The sequence below is a fragment of the Saccharopolyspora spinosa NRRL 18395 genome (genome assembly GCF_000194155.1).
Lineage (GTDB): Bacteria > Actinomycetota > Actinomycetes > Mycobacteriales > Pseudonocardiaceae > Saccharopolyspora > Saccharopolyspora spinosa.
In genome coordinates this window covers 500,481-519,670 of record NZ_GL877882.1, presented here as the reverse complement: position 1 = coordinate 519,670, position 19,190 = coordinate 500,481, and the positions used below count along the sequence as shown (strand labels likewise).

Annotated in this window: 20 protein-coding genes and 1 pseudogene; 7 read left to right on the top strand and 14 right to left on the bottom strand. The window is 65.4% G+C overall.

Annotation, left to right across the window (positions count from 1 at the left end; translation table 11 throughout):
• Window positions 1-230: 230 nt before the first annotated feature.
• Complete coding sequence (locus tag SSPN_RS57325; protein WP_010315319.1) at window positions 231-860, bottom strand: putative T7SS-secreted protein; 630 nt, start codon at window positions 858-860, stop codon at window positions 231-233.
• Window positions 861-865: 5 nt separating this feature from the next.
• Between SSPN_RS57325 and SSPN_RS47980 the strand changes: the two genes are divergently transcribed.
• Both SSPN_RS47980 and SSPN_RS47975 read left to right on the top strand, forming a co-directional pair.
• Window positions 866-1,408 (top strand): phosphotransferase, encoded by a 543-nt coding sequence (locus tag SSPN_RS47980; protein WP_010315317.1) that lies wholly within the window; start codon window positions 866-868, stop codon window positions 1,406-1,408.
• A pseudogene (locus tag SSPN_RS47975) lies at window positions 1,408-2,631 on the top strand (acyl-CoA dehydrogenase family protein). The gene SSPN_RS47980 and the pseudogene SSPN_RS47975 overlap by 1 nt, the downstream one beginning before the upstream one ends.
• An 87-nt stretch (window positions 2,632-2,718) precedes the next feature.
• On the opposite strand, the gene SSPN_RS62355 reads toward SSPN_RS47975, so the two are convergent.
• From SSPN_RS62355 to SSPN_RS0137930, 10 genes are all read right to left on the bottom strand, one after another.
• The gene (locus SSPN_RS62355) at window positions 2,719-2,895 is read right to left on the bottom strand and encodes an SDR family oxidoreductase (RefSeq protein WP_337466398.1); all 177 of its coding nucleotides are present in this window, start codon (window positions 2,893-2,895) and stop codon (window positions 2,719-2,721) included.
• Window positions 2,892-3,482 carry an SDR family NAD(P)-dependent oxidoreductase gene (locus SSPN_RS47970; RefSeq protein WP_010315311.1) on the bottom strand — a complete coding sequence of 197 codons (591 nt, stop codon included), beginning with the start codon at window positions 3,480-3,482 and terminating at the stop codon, window positions 2,892-2,894. The genes SSPN_RS62355 and SSPN_RS47970 overlap by 4 nt, the downstream gene beginning before the upstream one ends.
• Window positions 3,483-3,586: 104 nt before the next feature.
• On the bottom strand, window positions 3,587-4,396 hold the full coding sequence (locus SSPN_RS47965) for an SDR family NAD(P)-dependent oxidoreductase (RefSeq protein ID WP_010315309.1): 810 nt from the start codon (window positions 4,394-4,396) through the stop codon (window positions 3,587-3,589).
• Window positions 4,396-5,166 carry an SDR family NAD(P)-dependent oxidoreductase gene (locus SSPN_RS0137960; protein WP_010315307.1) on the bottom strand — a complete coding sequence of 257 codons (771 nt, stop codon included), beginning with the start codon at window positions 5,164-5,166 and terminating at the stop codon, window positions 4,396-4,398. Before SSPN_RS0137960 ends, SSPN_RS47965 begins: the two co-directional genes overlap by 1 nt.
• The gene (locus tag SSPN_RS0137955) at window positions 5,163-7,145 is read right to left on the bottom strand and encodes an acetoacetate--CoA ligase (RefSeq protein ID WP_010315305.1); all 1,983 of its coding nucleotides are present in this window, start codon (window positions 7,143-7,145) and stop codon (window positions 5,163-5,165) included. Before SSPN_RS0137955 ends, SSPN_RS0137960 begins: the two co-directional genes overlap by 4 nt.
• Window positions 7,142-7,987, bottom strand: coding sequence for a mycofactocin-coupled SDR family oxidoreductase (locus SSPN_RS0137950; RefSeq protein ID WP_029536129.1), 846 nt, complete (start codon window positions 7,985-7,987; stop codon window positions 7,142-7,144). The genes SSPN_RS0137955 and SSPN_RS0137950 overlap by 4 nt, the downstream gene beginning before the upstream one ends.
• Window positions 7,988-8,007: 20 nt before the next feature.
• Window positions 8,008-8,982 (bottom strand): fumarylacetoacetate hydrolase family protein, encoded by a 975-nt coding sequence (locus SSPN_RS0137945; RefSeq protein WP_010315302.1) that lies wholly within the window; start codon window positions 8,980-8,982, stop codon window positions 8,008-8,010.
• A complete protein-coding gene (locus SSPN_RS49735) occupies window positions 8,979-9,803 on the bottom strand; it encodes a cupin domain-containing protein (protein ID WP_010315300.1) in 825 nt (274 codons plus the stop codon). Before SSPN_RS49735 ends, SSPN_RS0137945 begins: the two co-directional genes overlap by 4 nt.
• A 24-nt stretch (window positions 9,804-9,827) precedes the next feature.
• Window positions 9,828-10,658, bottom strand: coding sequence for a mycofactocin-coupled SDR family oxidoreductase (locus SSPN_RS0137935; protein WP_010315298.1), 831 nt, complete (start codon window positions 10,656-10,658; stop codon window positions 9,828-9,830).
• A gap of 16 nt (window positions 10,659-10,674) precedes the next feature.
• On the bottom strand, window positions 10,675-11,850 hold the full coding sequence (locus SSPN_RS0137930; protein WP_010315296.1) for an EstA family serine hydrolase: 1,176 nt from the start codon (window positions 11,848-11,850) through the stop codon (window positions 10,675-10,677).
• A 194-nt stretch (window positions 11,851-12,044) separates the two neighbouring features.
• On the opposite strand from SSPN_RS0137930, the gene tnpC reads away from it, so the two are divergent.
• Window positions 12,045-13,490, top strand: coding sequence for an IS66 family transposase (tnpC, locus tag SSPN_RS0137925; RefSeq protein ID WP_010310815.1), 1,446 nt, complete (start codon window positions 12,045-12,047; stop codon window positions 13,488-13,490).
• 82 nt (window positions 13,491-13,572) lie between these two features.
• Here the strand turns inward: tnpC and SSPN_RS0137920 are convergent, their stop codons facing one another.
• Entirely contained in the window at window positions 13,573-13,998 is a 426-nt protein-coding gene (locus tag SSPN_RS0137920; RefSeq protein ID WP_044576842.1) for a nuclear transport factor 2 family protein, read from the bottom strand.
• Window positions 13,999-14,188: 190 nt separating this feature from the next.
• On the opposite strand from SSPN_RS0137920, the gene SSPN_RS0137915 reads away from it, so the two are divergent.
• Together SSPN_RS0137915 and SSPN_RS0137910 are read left to right on the top strand one after the other, a co-directional pair.
• The gene (locus tag SSPN_RS0137915) at window positions 14,189-14,962 is read left to right on the top strand and encodes an IclR family transcriptional regulator domain-containing protein (protein WP_010315292.1); all 774 of its coding nucleotides are present in this window, start codon (window positions 14,189-14,191) and stop codon (window positions 14,960-14,962) included.
• A gap of 148 nt (window positions 14,963-15,110) precedes the next feature.
• Window positions 15,111-15,995 (top strand): substrate-binding domain-containing protein, encoded by an 885-nt coding sequence (locus SSPN_RS0137910; protein ID WP_029536128.1) that lies wholly within the window; start codon window positions 15,111-15,113, stop codon window positions 15,993-15,995.
• Here the strand turns inward: SSPN_RS0137910 and SSPN_RS0137905 are convergent.
• Complete coding sequence (locus SSPN_RS0137905; RefSeq protein WP_158309713.1) at window positions 15,922-16,566, bottom strand: KAP family P-loop NTPase fold protein; 645 nt, start codon at window positions 16,564-16,566, stop codon at window positions 15,922-15,924. The genes SSPN_RS0137910 and SSPN_RS0137905 overlap by 74 nt on opposite strands.
• A gap of 38 nt (window positions 16,567-16,604) precedes the next feature.
• Window positions 16,605-16,979: a P-loop NTPase fold protein gene (locus SSPN_RS0137900; RefSeq protein WP_029536126.1), complete on the bottom strand. Its 375-nt coding sequence runs from the start codon at window positions 16,977-16,979 to the stop codon at window positions 16,605-16,607.
• A 26-nt stretch (window positions 16,980-17,005) separates the two neighbouring features.
• Here SSPN_RS0137900 and SSPN_RS58935 point away from each other — a divergent pair, with 26 nt between their 5' ends.
• On the top strand, window positions 17,006-17,647 hold the full coding sequence (locus SSPN_RS58935; RefSeq protein WP_202799006.1) for a hypothetical protein: 642 nt from the start codon (window positions 17,006-17,008) through the stop codon (window positions 17,645-17,647).
• Window positions 17,648-18,396: 749 nt separating this feature from the next.
• Window positions 18,397-19,161, top strand: coding sequence for a transposase family protein (locus tag SSPN_RS53180; protein ID WP_083822354.1), 765 nt, complete (start codon window positions 18,397-18,399; stop codon window positions 19,159-19,161).
• The last annotated feature ends 29 nt before the right edge of the window (window positions 19,162-19,190 follow it).

The window sequence follows — 19,190 nt, the reverse complement described above, 5'->3', positions numbered from 1 at the left end:
CACAATCGCCCCGCCAGGCAACGCCGGCTATATCCGAGAAACCGGAACCGGATCTCGACTCGTGGGCTCCCGCCCGACCGGAGCGCCCCTCAGCACTCGCTGCCGTGGTGGGGAGCACCGCTCACCAGAAGAAGAACGAGGATGCGGTGGTACGGCTGGTCAACGCGGCCCGGGCACAAGCGAATGTGGCGCCAACCCGGTCCCATGCTCATGGCAAACCGGTGGTCCCTTCAGGCTGGCAGGCGACACCAGATGCCGCCGTAGAAGTTCGCATCGGCCTGCTTCTGCGAATCCTGCGGAGCGAGGACCGCCTCAGCGGACAGCGCATCAGCGGTGCGGTCACCGACATCCGCGAGTTGTTGCCGCGCCCGCTCCAGCATGTCCCGGGCAGCCTGTCGCTGCGCCTCACCGGGGTCAGAAAAAGCGGGTGCCTGCACGACGGTGGGGTCCCCGCGGCCAGCGTTGGACTGGGTCCGGGCCTGGGCATCGGCCACCGCTTGATCGTGAGCAGCATGCGCCCGCCGGGTGGCCTCGTCGCCTTGCTTCCATAACTCGATGGCTTCGGCCGCCTGCCCCTGTGCCCAGGACAAACATTCGGCAAAGGTCTCCAGGGCGCGGCGGGCGGCGTTAAGCGAATCTCCCGCTTTCAACCAGCGGGGGACCTCGGTCTGGTGCTCGTCATGGAAGCGGTCGGATGCCTCCCCTGTCCATGCGCCGGTGTCGATCTGCTTCAGCGCTTCCCCGGCCCGGATGCTGTCCTCAGCGCGTGCACCCAACACCCGGGCCCTTTCCTGGAGCGCGTCGGGTGCGCCGGGGATCAAGGCTTTCGGATCACTGGTCTGGCCGAGCTCAGCGGGCATTAGGGATGCCCCCTGGGCTCGAAGTTCGGTGGGTCAACCACATCCACGGCCGGGTCCTCGGTGAGGTGGCGCGCGGCTTCCTCGTCAACCTCGCGATAGGTTCGCGCCCGCAACAGTCGGGCGCTGGGATCGTGCACGGCGACTACCGGCTGGACAACGTGCTGATCGGCAACGACGACCAGCTGACCTCGGTGCTCGACTGGGAAATGGCCACGCTGGGCGACCCGCTCACGGACCTCGCCCTGCTCAACCTCTACCAACGCCTGCCTCGCCTGCCTGCCGGCGCCGTGGTCACCGACGCGGCCGATGCTCCCGGATTCCTCTCCGAAGCCGAGGTGCGGCAGCGGTACACCGAAGTCAGCGGTCGCAGGCTCGACAACTTCGGCTTCTATCTCGGGCTGGCGCACTACAAGTTCGCCGGGATCGTTGAGGGCATTCACTACCGCTACGTGAACCACCAGACCGTCGGCAAGGGCTTCGATCAATACGGCCTGCTGACCGAGCCGCTCCTGGAAGCCGGGCTGGCCGCACTGAAGGAGGAACTCTGATGGAGTTTGCCTACGATTCCCGAACCGTCGAGCTGCGCGACAAGCTTTCGGAGTTCATGGACAGTCACATATACCCGGCGGAGGCGGTTTTCGAGAGAGAACTCGCCGGCCTCGACAACCGCTGGGCCTGGGACTCTTCACCGACGCTGCACCGCCTGCGCGGCGAGGCTCGCAGGCGGGGACTGCGGAACTTGTTCCTGCCCGGCGAGAATGGCGCCGGGCTCACCAACCTGCAGTACGCGCCGCTGGCGGAGATCGCTGGGCGCAGCCCGCATCTCGCTCCGGCAGTTCTGAATTGTGCCGCGCCGGACACGGGAAACATGGAGGTGCTGTCGCTGTTCGGTACGCCCGAACAGAAGGCACGCTGGCTGCAGCCATTGCTGGCGGGTGAGATCCGGTCGTCCTTCGCGATGACGGAACCCGAGGTCGCTTCTTCTGACGCCACCAATATTTCGACCAGCATACAGCGCGACGGCGACGACTTTGTGATCAACGGGCGCAAGTGGTGGATCACTGGCGCGATGAATCCCAACGCCAAGATTTTCATCGTCATGGGCAAGACCGAGCCGGACGCCGAGCGACACCGCCAGCAATCTATGGTCCTCGTGCCACGCGATACGCCAGGCGTGCGCGTCGAGCGCGCCATGCACCTGCTGGGCTACGACGACCACGAGCACGGTGGTCACGCAGAGCTGTTCTTCGACGAGGTTCGCGTGCCGGCCGCAAACATCATCAGCGCAGAGGGTGACGGCTTCGCGATCGCCCAGGCTCGCCTGGGACCGGGACGCATCCACCACTGCATGCGCTCGATCGGGCTCGCCGAACGAGCGCCGCAACTGCTCTGCGCACGCGCAGACGCGCGCGTCGCCTTCGGCAAGGCTCTGTCCGAACAGGGTGTGATCCGCAATTGGATCGCTGAATCGCGCGTAAAGATCGACCAACTCCGGCTGCTGACCCTGAAGGCGGCTTGGAACATGGACGTCAACGGCAACAAGGCCGCACACAGTGACATACAGGCGATCAAGATCGCGACGCCGGCGACGGTGCAGTGGATCCTCGACAAGGCCATTCAGACACATGGAGCCGGAGGGCTCTAACAGGACTTTCCGTTGGCCTATGCCTACGCACTGATCCGGACCCTGCGGTTCGCCGACGGACCGGATGAGGTGCACAAGGACGCGCTCGCCCGTGTCAAGCTACGAAGGCAGCGAGCGAACCGGTAGCTCGGCGTGGGCCCTAAGGTCCGCGGTGGTCGACCACGCGCCGGACGCGGGCCGGCAACGGCCCCGGCCAGTGCGGTGAGCACTCGGTCAGGTGATCGTCATGCCGCCATCGACGGGCATCGTCTGGCCAGTGATGTAACCGGCTGCGTCTGATGCAAGAAAGACGACTGTCGCTGCGAGTTCACGTGGATCGCCCTTGCGTCCCGAGGGGACACGGGACGGCAAGAGTGACTCGATATAACCCGGCGGGTATTGATCAGTCATCTCCGACGTGAAGAAGCCGGGAGCAATCGCGTTGACGCGGATGCCCTTGCGGCCCGTCCACTGCTGGCCAGGTCGCGGGTCAGGCCGATCAGTCCGGCTTTGGAGGCGGCGTAAGCGGCTTGAGGGAGGCCCGCCGTCGTGATGCCCAGGACCGCAGAGATGTTGACGATGCTCGAGCCAGGCCGCATCGCCCGTCCACAGGCCTGGGCCATCCAGTAGCACCCGTTCAGGTTGACGTCGATGACCTGCCGGAACTCGTCCGGCCGCTCACAGGTGGCCGGCACCGCCGTGCCGACCCCGGCGTTGTTGACCAGGACGTCCACCTGGCCGAAACGCTCTATAGCAGCATTGACAAGCGAATAGCACGACTCCGGGTCGCGGACGTCCGTCGCGACTGCCAAGGCCTCGTGGCCGGCCTGCTCCACCAGCCGCGCGGTGTCGTCGAGCCGGTCGATCCGGCGCGCGCCGAGGACGATGTTTGCCCCCGCCTCGGCCATCGCCTGGGCGAAGGCGACGCCGAGGCCACTGGACGCGCCGGTGATGATGGCCACCTTGCCGTCGAGACGAAACAGATCGAACACCGTCATCAGCACACTCCTAGCGCCGTTCGAGGATGAGGCTGTGCCCTGGTCACCGCCAACGCTCACATAGCGCTCGGTCCGGCGGTCTTGTCGTGCCATTCCCGGTGAGTTCAGCGTGGAGTGTGTGGACCACTCGCGGGCAGCAGCCCTGGGGTTGCCGTGGCCCCGCCGTCCACGAGAAGGGTCTGGCCCGTGATGTACGAGGCGAGATCGGAGGCCAGGAACAACACGGCATCCGCGACCTCTCCCGCATTGCCGGTGCGCCGCATGGGGATGCTGTTCGTGAAGTCGGCCACGCGTTCTCCGGCGGCCGGGGTCGTCGCGGGCGTCTCGATCCGCCCCGGTGCCACACAGTTGACGCGGATGCCATCGGCACCGTATTCGTGGGCGACGCTGCGGGTGAGCGATGCGATGCCCGCCTTCGCCGCGCCGTAGGCCGCCGCGCTCGGCGAGCTGAGGACCCCGGCGATGGATCCGATGTGGACGATCGCCCCGCCACGTCCTTGCGACAGGAAGGTGCGGATCGTTTCCCTCGCCAGCCGGAACACGTAGGTGAGGTTGAGCTGATGGACAAGGTCCCATTCGTCGTCGGTGACCTCGTGTATCCGCCGGTACGGCACGTAGGCCCACGACCCTCCGGCGACGGTGGCGAGGATGTCGATTCGGCCGAGGTGCCGGACGGTCTCCGCCACGATCCGCGTTCCGCTGCGCGCGTCGAGCAGATCAGCCAGGATCGGGACACCCGTACCGCCCGCGGCGCGAATCGCCTCGACAGTGGCCTCCGCGCGGTCGAGGCGGGAGTCGACGACGGCGACCGCGGCGCCGGCATCGGCAAGCCGCCTGGCTACCGCCGCGCCGATCCCGCGGCCTGCCCCCGCGACCACGGCGACCCGTCCGGTCAGCGAGATCCCCACCGCCATCAGAACGCCACCTCCCCCTGGCCGCCGCTCATGACCAGGTCGTGCCCGGTCAGGAAACTAGCCTCGTCCGAGGCGAGATACAGCACCCCATACGCGATTTCCCGTGGTTGGGCCGCTCGCTTGAAATAGCGGTTCGACTCCTGCTTGCGGGCCCACACCGCGTCAGTCCCACCTCTGACCCCGCGCGCGGCCGGCGTGTCGACCAGCCCCGGCGAGACGCAGTTGACCCGGATGTCCGGGGCGTAGTCGAGTGCCATCTGTCGCGTCAGCGCCCGGATCGCGCCTTTGGACGCGTGATAGGACGCGAGCCGGGGTGAGGCAACCGTGGCGTGGTTGGAGCACGTGTTGACAATGGCCCCGGAGCGCTGTTCGAGCATAATCCGCAGCACGGCACGGGAAACCAGGAAGGCGCCGGTGATGTTGACCGCCAGCACACGGTTCCAGTCTTCGAGGCTTGTTTCGTGCACCGATCCCGGAATGGCCATCGCCGCGTTGTTGTGCAGCACATCCACTCGCCCGTACACCGCTCTCGTGTGCTCGACGAGTGCCACGGCAGCCTTTTCGTCGGACACGTCCATGGCGAACGGCGAGGCATTGCCTCCGGCCACGGTGATCGCGGCGGCCGTCGCCCGCGCGGCCTCCGCGGAAAGGTCGGCGCAGACAACCCCGCCCGCACCGTGCTGCGCGAACACTGTCGCCGTCGTCGCGCCGATACCGCTGCCTGCCCCGGTGACAATGCAGATCTTGCCGGCGAGTCGCGAACCTGTCACCGCGGTTTCCTCCAGGATGTGGGCCGGTTATCGGCAAGCTCGACGAAGGTGGCCAACGTGGCTGGATTGTCGAGCGAAGTGGCGTTCAGTGCTTTTTCCGGGGCGACGCCTTGGAAAAGCCGTTTGAGGGGCACTTCGATGCGTTTACCGGTCCGGGTGCGCGGGATACCGGGCACCGCGATCACCTCGTCGGGCACGTGGCGGGGGCTTGCCTTGGCCCGGATGGCGTCGCGGATGGCGGCGACGAGGGCGCCGCTGAGCTCGGCGCCGCCCGCGAGTTGCACGAACAGTGGCATGTAGTAGGTACCGTCCGGTTGTTCCACGCCGAGCACGAGCGAGTCGGAAATCTCCGGCATCGTGTCGACGGCCGCGTAGATCTCGGCGGTGCCCATCCGGACGCCGCCCCGGTTGAGCGTCGAATCGGACCGGCCCATGATCTGGCAGGTCCCCCGGTCGGTGATCTCGAGCCAGTCCCCGTGCCGCCACACGCCCGGCCAGGGCTCGAAGTACGTTGCCCGGTAACGCTCGCCGTCGTCATCTCCCCACAATCTCAAGGGCATGGAGGGCATGGGCTTGGTCACGACGAGCTCCCCCAGCTCACCCACGACCGGCTGACCGCTGTCGTTCCAGGACTCGACGAAGACACCAAGCATCGGCCGCTGCAGCTCACCGGCCACCACGGGAAGCAACGTGCTGCCACCGATGAAACCGCTGGCGATGTCGGTGCCCCCAGAGGAAGAACTCAGAAACACATCCGACTTGACCGAGCGATAGACCCACTCGAAGGTCGACGCCGGTAGCGGGGATCCCGTCGAGCCGATCGTCCGTAGCGCGGACAGGTCGAACCGGTCGCGTGGACGAAGTTCGGCTTTTTCACAGGCAGTCAGATAGCCGGCACTGGTCCCGAGATAGGTGATCCCGGTCTTTTCGGCAACCGCGAACTGCATGTCCAGTGACGGATAAGACGGGCTGCCGTTGTGGACGACTACGGTTGCCCCGGACAGCAGTGCCGAGGTGGCGATGTTCCACATGATCCACGCCGTCGACGCGTACCAGTAGAAGCGGTCACCAGGGCCGATGTCGTTGTGCAGTGCGCCCTGCTTCCACTGTTCGAGGGTGATCCCACCATGGCCGTGCACGATGCCCTTCGGCAGCCCTGTCGTCCCCGAGGAGTAGACGATCCACAATGGATGGTCGAAGGGCAGCGGCTCGAACCGTGGCTCCTGTTCGTTCGCGACCGCGGCACACCAGGGCGTGGTCCCATCGCGGTCGTCGGCAGGATGCAGCACCGGAACGATGATCGTGGCACGCAGAGTGGGCAGCGCCGCCCGTATCTCGGCGATCTGCTCGCGCCGGTCGTACTCCTTCCCGTTGAACCGGTACCCGTCGGCGGCCACCAGAACGACCGGCTCGACCTGAGCGAGCCGGGCGAGCACAGCACTGGGCCCGAAGTCGGATGCGCACACTGTCCACACAGCACCGAGCGCGGCAGTGCCGAGAAAGGCGACCACCGCCTCGGACCCGTTTGGCAGGTAACCTGCGACGCGGTCACCTCGTCGTACGCCGAGGCGTCGCAACGTATCGGCGAAGGCTCCCACCTGAGCACGCAACGATGCCCATGCCACCTCGAAGGTTTCGAGATTCTCGTCCACCACGACCAAGGCGGGATGCCGGTCGCCGCCGTTCTTGAGAGCCTGTTCGGCGAAGTTGAGCCGGACGTCCGGGAACCACACGGCACCCGGCATGTCCGAGTTCGCCAAAGCGGGGCCGGGTGGCTCGGTCAACAGGCCGGCCCAGACAGCCAGGTCTGCCCAGAACTCGTCGAGGTGGTCGACCGACCAGCGCCACACGGCGTCGTAATCGGTGGGGTCACCGAGAGTGATTCCACGGCGTCCCGAGACCCAGGCAGCGAACCGGTGGAGCCGCGTCCCGGCGATGGAATCAGGCGTGGGCTCCCACAGCACCCTCGGCGCGGTCATGAGTTGTTCGCATTGAACGCGGCCGCGACGTCGATCGTCGCGCCGGAGACGTACCGGGCTTCCTCGCTGGCGAGGTGCAGCACGGCATGGGAGATGTCGCTCGGTTCGATCCAGGTGATCGGCATCGGATTGAGCCGCCCCAGCCGTTCCTCGAGGTCGGCCCGCGTGGGTGCGGGGACATCGGGCGCGAACACGGCGTACACCTCGTCGTGGTGCATCATCGGCGTGTCGACACCTCCGGGCAGCACGGCGTTGCAAGTAATCCCCAGCGCGGGTGCGACCTCCAGCGCGACCAGCGCGACGCTCTTCACGAGCCCGATGAGACCCCACTTCGACGCCGAGTAGTGTGCCAGGTTCGGGACCCCGCGCCGGCCGGCCTGCGATGAGGTCACGACTATGCGCCCGTAGCGCTGTTCGAGCATGTGGCCCAGGACCGCGCGCACCGTGTTGGCCACCCCGGTCAGGTTGACGTCGATGGTGTCCTGCCACATCTGATCGTCCATTTCGGACAGATGACGATAGGTCACGATACCGGCGTTGGCCACCAAGATGTCGACCGCGCCGAACTCGTCGATGGCCTGCTCGACCGCGGCCCTCATCTGGTTCGACCGGCGCACGTCTGCCTCGATCGCGAGTGCGCGCCTGCCCTGTTTCTCAACCAGGGCAACGGTTTCGTGCAGATCACCGCACGTGCCGAGCGGGTAGGGCACCGATTCGACCTGCTCCGGTACATCGACGAGCACGACGTCCGCACCTGCCCGGGCAAAGTGCACGGCGTGCTCGCGGCCCTGCCCCCGAGCGCCACCGGTGATGAACACGACTCTTCCGTCAAACCTCGGCATAGCTGGTGAGTTCCTTTGCTTCAGGCTGCCACGACGGTCTGCGCTATGCGCCCGAACAGTGACGTCCCGTCGTCGCCGAGCGCCTCGATGCCGACGGTGTCGCCGGCATTCAGAAACGGCGTCGTGGGCGCGCCATCGTTCGCGATCTCCACAGCGCGCTTTTCGGCGATGCAGGCGTACCCGGCAGCCGGATCGGCGTTGGACACCGTGCCGGTGCCGACGATCGAGCCAGGCACCAACGACCTGGTTTTCGCCAGCTCAGCCAGGATCCGCGGGAAGTCGAAGGCGATATCCCGGTCCGCTCGCGGGACACCGAGCGTTTCCCCGTCGACCTCGCAGCGCAGGACAGCGCGGAGATTCGATCCGCTCCACGCGGGGCCGAGCGTCGACGGGGAAACCACGAACGGCGCGTAGGCCCGGCCCGGCTTGGACGCGTAGACCCCGGTGCCCTGCCGCCGTTCGTCCACCAGCAGCTTCCGGTAGGTCAGGTCATTCGTCATGCCCACCAATCGGATCTGTCCCGCAGCCTCCGCTTCGCTCGCGCCGCCGGGGATGGGACCGGTGATCACCACGACCGTCGCCTCGATGTCGAGCTCCCACGCCGGATCCGGCAGCGCGATATCGCTGCCGGGAGCCATGTTCCGCGCGCTGCCGCTCTGGTAGACGATCGGCCGGTCGCGATGCTCGGCCGGCAGCGCCTCGCCGCGGCCGCCCCGGATGCGTTCCATGTGCTGGAGGTAGCAGCTGCCCTCCGCCCAATGAAACGCCCGTGGGAGCGGCGCGTCAAAAGTGGCCCGATCCACCGGGAAGCCGTACGTCTCGTCGTCAAGCTGTCCGAACTCATCCTCGAGACTGCGGTCCCACGAGGACCATTCGTCCATCGCCTGCTGCATCGTGCGCGGCCCGCGCGAGGGGACCGCCAGGCGGCGACGATCGCGGCTCACCACGACCAGGGTCCCGTCGATCCCGCCGCCTTTCAGGGTCGCCAGGATCACCGTGCCACCGTTTCGTAATCGGCCGGCACACAGAATTCCAGCGTCATGTAGTCGGATGAGGCGTCGAACGCATTGTGGGCCGCACCCCGCGACAGCATCACGAAATCGCCGGCGTGCACGCGTCGATTCGGCTGTCCCTCGCTGGAAATGTCGATCCAGCCCCGGATCGGCATGAACCACTGCGCCATCGTGTGGTGGTGCTCGCCGGTGCCGCCGGGCGGCGAAGGCTGCTCGTCATCGAGCTTGATGATGTGGATGTGCACCCGGCCGTCCGTGGGTTCGCGGGTGCCCAGATCGCGGTACAGCGACCAGGCGCGCGGGCCGTCACCGCGGACGTACTCGCCCGGCTCATCGAAGCTGTAGATCCCTTTCAGGTGCGCGAAATCCTCGGCGCGCGCCGGCTTGGCCGCATCCGGGCCGGTGACCGTCTCGAAGCCCGTGGGACCGGTGACCTCGATGGCCTCGTAGTCATCGGACACCGCGTAGATCTGGTGCCGCCAGCACGGCGGCTGGTACGCCGAGGCGCCCTTGCCGAGTGCGAGGTCCCGGCCGTCCTCGGTGCGGATCTTGAGCTCACCGTTCAGCACGAAAAACCACTGGAAGTCCACGTCGTGAAACTGCCAGTCGGTTGTGCCGGCGCCGCGGACATGTCGCGCACCGAGCAGGCCGCCGGTGGCCTCCCCCAGCCCCAGATCGCGGTACCGCGCACCCGACACCGGACCCGCGACCCACGTGCCGTCGTCCTTACCGACCAGTCCTGTTCGGATATCCAGGGGGTTTTCCTTGTCCCACCCTGACTTCCACGTCAGCAATCGGTCCATATCGTTCCTGCCTTTCCCTCAGTTTCAGGACGCGTTGAACGCCGCGGCGATATCGAGTGTCGCCCCCGACACATAACGCGCCTCGTCGCTCACGAGGTACAACACGCCGTGCGAGATGTCGCTGGGCTCGATCCACGCGGTCGGCATCGGATTGAAGCGCCGTAGCCGTTCTTCCAGGTCCTCGACGGTCGGAGCCGCCAGCTCGGGCGCGAAGATCTGGTAAACCTCGTCGTGGCGCATCATCGGCGTGTCCACCCCGCCGGGCAGCACGGCGTTGCAGGTGATGCCCAGCGATGGCGCGACCTCCAATGCCACCGTCTTGACAAGCCCGATCAGGCCCCATTTGGCCGCGCAGTAGTGGGCCAGGTTCGGCATTCCGCGTCGCGCGGCTTGCGAGGAGGTCACCACGATGCGGCCGTAGGAGCGGTCGAGCATATGCGGCAGTACGGCGCGGATGCTGTTGGCGACTCCGGTCAGGTTGATGTCGATCATGTCCTGCCACTGCTGGTCGTCCATTTCGGACAGTTGCCGGTAGGAGGTGATGCCGGCGTTGGCGAGCAGGATGTCGACGTGCCCGAACTCCTGAACGGCCCGCGTGACGGCACGCCGCAGGTCGGCCGGCTTCCGCACGTCACCCTGGACGGCAAGTGCGGTCCGGCCCTGCTCTTCGACCAGTTTGACCGTGTCACTCAGGTCGGACTCCGTGCCCAGCGCGTAGCTGACGGAAGCCACCGGAGCTGGTGCGTCGACGAGCACGACGTCGACACCCTGACGAGCCAGTGCCACGGCGTGCGAACGTCCCTGCCCGCGGGCACCGCCCGTAATGAGGGCGACCTTGTTCTCCAAGCTGCTCATGAAAACTCCTTGATGGCTACGCGTCGAGCGCGGCATAGGTGGCCCGGATCAGCTCCTCGCTTCGGACACCGCCGACGATCCCCTGATATGTACCCAGAACGCCGGGCTCCATCCGGTTCATGACATAGGCGAAGGTCAGCCGCCGGTCGAGGTCGTTGATGACCATCGAGCCGCCCCAACCCGCCCAGAAACACACGCGGCCGTCAGGAAGGTAAGGAAAGGCTTCCGGGTAGGAGAGGGCGTAACCGACGCCCCAGCGGATTGGCAGTCCCAGATAGAGATCGACGCCCTTGGCCTGTTCTTGGAAGATCAGATCGCAGGTCTTCTCCGAAAGCAGCCGGACACCCTGGAACTCGCCGCCGTGCGACACGATCGCCTGGATGGTCGCCAGCGAGCGCGCATTCCCGTGGCCGTTGCCGGCACCGCAGATCTCCGAGCGTCGCCACTGCACATCCCAGGTGGTCGCCGGGTCGGTGGCCAGCCCGGCGACCGTAAGCTTGTAGCCCACACTGTCCTTGTCGATGTCGGCCAGCGCTTCGTCGAAGGCCGGGCCCGGCGGCGGGAGAATCAGCGGGGAGATCCGTGGGTCCTCGGACTCTGGGAGTCCGATGTGGAAGTCCGCGCCCAGCGGGCCGGCGATCTCCCGCGCGACGAACTTACCCAGGCTCATTCCCGTCACGCGCCGTACGAGCTCGCCCACGAGATGACCGATGCTGAGCCCGTGGTAGCCGCCGGCCGTGCCGGGCTCCCACCACGGTGCCTGGGCGGCGAGCAACTCGACTGACCTGTCCGGGTCGTAGACGTCGTCCATCGTGACCGGCATGTCCCAGCCGGCGACACCAGACGTGTGGGACAGGATGTGCCGGACCTCGATCCGCTCCTTGCCGTTCGCCGCGAACTCCGGCCAGTAGGTCGCGACCGGAGCGTAGGGGTCGAGTTCGCCGCGGTCGATGAGGATCAGCGCCGCCAGTACCGTCACCGTTTTGGTGTTCGACCAGACGTTCGTGATCGTGTCCCGCGCCCACGGCCTGGTGTGCGCCTGATCCACCCAGCCACCCCAGAGATCCACGACCGGCCGCCCTTCGTGCATCACGGCGACCGAAGCCCCGACATCCGCCCCTGAGGCGAGGTTTCTCTCCAGAATCTTTGCGACTGGGGCGAATCGATCTTCCCAGTTTCCCTGAACGGCCATCGCAGTGTTCCATTCTCGTGGCGGATGGGGTGTGACGAATACGGGTCACGGTTGTGGGGCGCGCCCCCACCAATAGACCGGGTCGGACTTGTCGCGCCTGGACGCGACCCAGTCGCCTTGACGCGCGTCCACGACCTCGTAAACATTCAGGTGCCTGAGTTGATCTCGGGCGCGAAGTGTGATGATCTTGGCTCGTGGCTGGGTTGGAGGAGCTCTCGCGTGAGGAGCTGATCGCGCTCGTTGAACGGCTCCTGGAGTCCAACGCCAAGTTGACCGAGCGGGTCAAGCAGCTGGAACGGCAGGTCAGCCGCAACAGCGCGAATAGTTCGATGCCTCCCTCCGCCGATGATTTGCCCGGCCGGGCCACGCCAGCGGCGAAACCGGCGAAGCGGGCCGACCGTAAACGAGGCAAGCAGAAAGGCGCGCCGGGCAGTGCGATGTCGTGGGCGGTGCCGGATACGACTGTGCCGCATCGCCCGAGCGGGAACTGTGGTTGCGGTGCTGATTTAGCCTTCGCCGAGGATCTGGGTGTCGAACGTTCCCACCAGGTTCACGACCTGCCCGAAGTGCGTCTCACAGTTTGGCAGCACGATGTGCACCGGGTGCGGTGTGCCTGCGGCACCGAACACCTCGGCTCCCTGCCCGATGAGGTGCCGGACTCGCCGTTGAGTTATGGGCCGAATCTGCGATCGCTGGTGGTGTATCTGCTTGTCTACCAACACGTTCCGGTGCAGCGCTGTGTCCAGCTGATCGCCGACCTCACAGGCGGAAAGGGCCCGTCGGGTGGGTTCGTGCACGGCATGCTGACCCGATGCGCCCGCGCGGTGAACGAGGTCGTGGCCGTGATCAGGTCGCTGATCACGATGGCGCACGTGGCCGGGTTCGACGAGACCACCCTGCGCGTCGGTCCCGCCGGGTCGAGGAGGCGATACGTGTTGTCGGCTTCCACCGAGACCGCCACGGTTTATCACTTGGGTGGACGGGATCTGGACTCGTTTGCCGATGCCGGGATCCTGCCCGGATTCGCCGGCATCGCGGTGCATGACCGCTACAGCAACTACTTTCACTCGCGCTGGGAGAACCTAGCCGGGCATCAGGCCTGTGTTGCTCACCTGCTGCGGGACTTCGCCGACGCGGCGGAAACCTACCCGGATGAGCACTGGCCGAAACAGGCCCAACGCGCTTTACGCGGTCTGATCAAAGCCTGGCACCAAGCCAGGGAGAAGCGCTTGGCCGAGATCGACCCACGGGTGTCCGGCCCGCTGATCACCGAGTTCGATAACGCGGTCAAGGTCGGGATTTCCCGGGTTCCGCGGGTGCCCGGGCCGCCTTCGTCGACGGCGCAACGCCCCGGGCGGGAACTGCTGGAGTTCTGCCGCGACCGCCAAGGCGATGTTCTCCGCTTCAGCGGCGACACCCGGGTCTGGCCGACCAACAACATCAGCGAACGCAACCTGCGGCCCACGAAAACACAGCAAAAGATCTCCGGGCGTTTGACCAGCGAAGACATCACCCAAGATCGGTTGAACATCCGCAGCTACATCGACACCGCCCGCAAACAGGGTGTCAACGTCATGACCGCACTACGCCAGGCCATCACAGGCAACCCCTGGCAACCAGCGCTGCCCCCACCGATCTAAACCACCGGCAGATTCATCACCACCACACCCGACCCGCAAGAGCCGGGGACTTCAGCATGCCCACAGCAAAGCACCTGAATGTTTACACGACCTCGACCGACAGAGATTCGTCGAACACGACGACCCGGTCGGCGATAGCCCACCGCCCCTCGCGACGCTCGAAGCGATCCACGTAGCGACACCGCGTGATGGCTTCGGATTGGGACGCGGCGCCGTCGGCCGGCTGCTGTCGCAGATAGGCCAGGCAGTAAGACTCGACGAAGGCCCGGTCGTCCCCGTCGAAGTCGATCAGCATGTTCGTCACGAAATGCTGTGCCGCGTCGATTGTCCGGTGCCGGTGCCGGATGTCGTCCACCAGCCCGGCCACCGGCCCGACATACGAGCCGTGCGTATCGGTGGCGTCATCGAAATAGCAGGCCGCGATGCCGTCGTAGTCGAGCCTGTCGACGGCACGCGCATAGCGATGGAGACAGTCCTCGATCTCGATTCGGTCAGCGAGCCGGGACACGGGACTCTCAGTCACGCCAGCACTCCTTCGTGCGCATATCGCATATGTGAGCTGTTACCGCACAGAGTGGCACCGCCATCGAACGCGTGTCAACACACGGCATCCGAGCAGCCGCGCAGCATGCGCACTTGTGTGCGGTAGGCTTGCCGGTCACCGGATGCCGTCGATCAGAAGCGAAAAGGAGCACCGCATGCCTCGCACTGGCGACGGTCCCTATGTCCAGTCACTCGACCGCGGGCTGGCCGTGTTGCGGTGCTTCGGCGAGGACCGCACGCGGTTGTCGATCTCCGACGTCGCCCGCGAGGTAGGCGTGGACCGCGCCGTCGCGCGGCGCCTGCTGCACACCCTGGCCGAACTCGGGTACATCGGCGTCGACGGCTCGAACTTCTTCGTCCGCCCCAGAGTTCTCGAACTGGCTCAGGCCTACCTGGGCGCCGTGGAGTTCCCGGACGTCATCCAGCCGCATCTCGCCCAGCTCACCAGCGAGATCCATGAGACGGCAATGGCGTTCGTCCTCGACGGCGACGAGATCGTGTACATCGCCGGCGTGCAGGCCCGGCGCCTCGTCAGCGTCAACGTCCGGGCCGGCCTGCGGATACCCGCGTACCAAAGCCCGCTCGGCCACGTACTACTCGCGGCACAGCCGGCCGACGCCCGCGAGGCCTATCTCGAACGCGTGGCTTTGACGCCCGTGACCCGGTACACGATCACCGAGAAGCCGGCTCTGCGCGATCGGCTCGCGAAAGTGGCCGACCAGGGTTACGCCCTTGGCGACGAGGAACTCGAGATGGGGCTGCGCACCATCGCCGTGCCGGTGCACGATCGGAACGGCACGATCCTCGCCGCCATCTCGATCGGCGTTCTGGCGGCCGCCTACTCCGCGCGCACGCTCGTCAAAGACCTTCTTCCACGACTGCGGCAGACCGCAGGGCAAATCGAGTCGGACCTCGCCGTTCTCAACTGACCGTTCCTGCTGACTGTCCTATCTGGACAGCGTGTGTCATTGACACCACTTCGCGGGCCGTGTCATATTTCTCCATCGCCGCACGAGCGTGCGTTAAGCGCACGGCCGCTCGGTCGCGAACACATCGCATGGAGGAGACAACGAGGTCATGATCCACAAGTGCAAACGATTGCTCGTCACGACCGGGCTTGTCCTCGCCCTCGGCCTCACGGCGGCAGCGTGCGGCTCCTCGGCGGGCGGCTCCGGAACCCAGGTCGACCAGGCGGGTCTGCAAGCCGCCAAGGACTACATCGCACAGAACACGCGGAACCCGACATCGATCGGGATGCCGGAATTGCCCGCGCGACCACCGGCGAGGAAGAAGTTCATCATGCTCCAGGTCAGCCCGATGGCGATCGCCCAGCGTGTCGCCAACGGCATGAAAGCGGCCTCCGGCGCACTGGACTGGGACTTCACCACGATCAACGCCGGCGGCACCCCCGCCGAAGCGGTGCGCGCCTTCGAGGCGGCACTGGCGCAGAACCCGGACGTCATCTGCCCCTGCGGCACCGCCTCGTCGACGGTGTTCAAGGACCAGATCGCGGAGGCGAAACGCCGCGGCATCACCGTCGTCCAGAACGTCGTCGCCGACGGTCCGATCGACGGCGTGCTCGCCAACGTCGCCGGGGCACCGCAGCAGGAACTGTACGGCAAACTCGTCGCCGCGGAGTTCATCGTCGGCTCGGCGGGCACCGGTAAGGCCGCCGTATTCAACCTCAACTCCTTCCCGATCCTGGAAGCCTTCACGAAAGCCTTCGAGGCCGCCGTCAAGCAGTGGTGCCCGGCCTGCAGTGTCGACTACAACAACCAGCAACTGTCCGATGTGGGCACGAAAACACCGGCGAACGTGGTCGCGTACCTCCAGCGCCACCCGGACGTGAAATGGACCGTCTTCGGCAACGGTGACCTCGCGCTCGGCGTCAGCACGGCGTTGAAGACCTCCGGAGGTCGGCCGGCACGTCGCCGAGGATCGCCCCGGCCACTCCGACATTGAACGCCACCTGCAGGTTCCCGGCTTCACGGCGGCGGCGGGTCTCGTCCAGGACCTTGGCGAACTGTTCGTCGTCGAGGCGCAGTTCGGCCAGCAGCAGGTTGACGTACGTGTCGGCCTCCGGCGCGGACAGCGGCGGGATGGCCACCTTGAGCTGCAGCATCTTCTCCAGATAGTCGGCACCGATCCCGGCGCCGTCGGGCCTCCGCAGCTGCGGGTACCGCGAGTCGATCGCAGACTCAACAACCGCCTGGGCCGCCGCCAGGACGTAGGCGGTCTTGGGCGTGTTGAGGAACAACCGGATCGCCTCGAAGGTGTCCACCACGGTCTCGGGCAAGCACCGGTCGAGGTCGTCGATGAACACCACGACGGCGTCTACGTCTTCCAACGTCGTGACGACCTTCGCGAACTCTGCCCGGAACCGCCCCGCGTCGATGATCGCCTCGGCCGTGTCGTTGCCCGAAGCGGCCTGCTTGGTCTTGGGATCCTCCAGCAGCTTGTTGGCCTCGCCCGCGGCGGCGTTCACCACGGCCTTCGACATGTCCAGGACCTGCGGATCGATGCTCGGATCCATCGCCTGCATCACGAAGGGAGCCGCGGTCTGGGCGTCGGCTACCGCGACTCGTCCGCCCCGGCGCCCCCACCGACCGAGGCCCTGAGCGAACCTACGGAGCCGCGACACCTGTTCCTGCTGATGACCGCGTCGAGTACGGTCGTCATCAGCGCGACCTTGATGTCGTCGTAGTCCTCGTACTGCCAGGGGCTGAACCCGACGCACACATACCGTGACGGCGACTCCTCGTCGTCCCGGATCTTCAAAAGCTCCTGCCGGGTGATCCGCATCAGACTGCTCTTCCCCGAGCCCCAGTCCCCGAGCAAGCCCGCCGTCAGCGGAAGCAGCCGTGGCTCAGTGAGCGCCACGAACAGGGTGTCCACCAGGAAGTCGAAGCCGAGAAGATCCATCTCGGTTTCGTTGTCCGCCCACATCGCCCTGCTCGGTCCGACGCGGCAGCTTGACGTATCCGCACCTCGGTAGCCGCCGGCCGAAGGCGAACATCGAGGATAGATCGGCTATCAGCCTCGATGGTCATTTGACAGACATGTCGGCGCGTACCACACAACGTTATCTCCGGTTACTGAAGTGTGATCGTCGCGTTGCGATCATGGTGCAAGTGGCGCGCAGGCTCCCGCGCCTCAATCGCCCTGCCCGATCCTCTGCCTGCACGGCAGTCCTCCTCCGGACGGATCGGACAGAGCCAGACCACAGCAGTCTCGAACTTGACACCAACACCGTCCGCGACATCATCGACAACCAAGGCGATCTGCATGTGAATCCGAGCGCCCACATCGCACTGCTGGCGATCCGCGCCGCGTTCCCCGACATCCGGATCGTCCTGAACCTTCATGTCGGCACGGCCCATTTCAGCCCGTTCAGCCCGGACCAACGGGCACATGAAGCGCAGCAGCTCGGCGCGATCGTCCCCAGCGCGTCACAGTGGATGATCGTCGGCGCGCACCACAAATGGCCCCTCGGCTCGCGCCCGCTATGCCCACTTCCCCAACCAATCACCGACCCCGAACAGACCAACCGACTCGACATACGAAGGCACGAGCACCTCGGCGGGATCCTCCACGAATACAGGCATGTCGCATGACCAGCGCGGATGAGGTTTCCGGCAAGGGCAGCGTCGGCTTGGCGACATCGCCCGGTTGATGACACCCCTGTGGCAGTCAGCTCAGGAAGCGACGAAAACGCACCTCATTCTGAATAAGTTCAGAGCTCACATAGTTTTTGTTACTACATTCCCATGTGATCTTCCTTTCGCCCTTCCGGCGGATAGATGACTCGACAAAGTTGATTTAAATTACTCTTCACTGAGCCGACTTTGCCCAATGGGGGCAACACGTCGAGCCAGGAAAGGGAGTCTTGTCTTTAATGAAAAGACATTTGGCACTATTTGCCACTACTTTCACTCTCTCTTGGATTACCACCCCGGCAGCTGCGGCAGATACCTTCTCTAGCATTCCCTTAGAATCCTCGCCAGCGCATTTAAGCAGTTCGAGCCTGGGTGCCATGCAGCAGCAACAGCAATGCCTGGAGCGGGCGCGCGCATCCGGAACTCAGAACGGGTACCAGTGCACTTTCGCAGTCAAACATGCCGGAGCGTTGCCAAGGAAACTGAGTCCCGATTCTCGAGAATCGCTAACTTCAATTGACGACAACGAAGCACAGGGCGACGCGGGAACGAAGGCGGTCGCACCTGCATGCAATCCAGGTTTCTATAATCCAAACCGGTCTACTTCGAGCGCTATTCTAGCGACTTGATCACCTAAAAATAGGGCAACGGCCCCAATCGAGTAAGATCGTTTTCTTCTCACAGAACACGACTTACAGGTGGAGCCGTTGCGTTACCAGTCTACTACGGGGCTTGTTGCTGACCAGATTGAGGAGCTTGTTGCCCGGATCTGGCAGATCGTCCAGTGCCGTAAAGAACAAGTGTGGCCTCCGACGGTGGGGCTGTATCGCGCGGTCACGCTCACCCTGGTGTATGTCCGACAGAATTTAAACCAGGCGGCCGTGGGTGATCTGTTCGGCGTCAGTCAGCCGACCGTATCGCGGGTCTATCGAGGCATACTGCCGCTGATCGGAGAGGCGTTGTGTCTGCATGTGCCAGACCTCGAGGAGGCCATTCGTGGCCGGCTCGTCCTGGTCGATGGCACCGATGTGCCGACCGGTAACCGTGCTGGTCACGAGGACAACTACTCCGGCAAACGTCGCCGTGCTGGGCTGAACATCCAGGTCGCCGCCGATACGGAGGGAGGTCTGCTGGGAATATCGACGCCTCTATGCGGATCCATGCACGACCGAAAGGCGTTCACCGAGTCCGGCTGGGAAGATCTTCTAGTCGAGACCTCATTCATCGGAGACCCTGCCTATCAGGGAACTCGCGCGATTACGCCTCGCAAGAAGCCGAAAGGCGGCGAACTCTCGGCGGCAGATAAGAAAAACAACAAAACGATCTCATCGCTACGATCTGCCGTCGAGCGATGCCTCGCACATTTAAAGAATTGGAAGATACTTGCCACCGGGTACCGAGGGCGGCTCGCTGAACTCTCCAACATCATCCGCATCGTCACGGCGCTCGAATTCTATCGACTCGGCTGGTAACTCACGTGAATAACGCTCTTCGTGTTCAG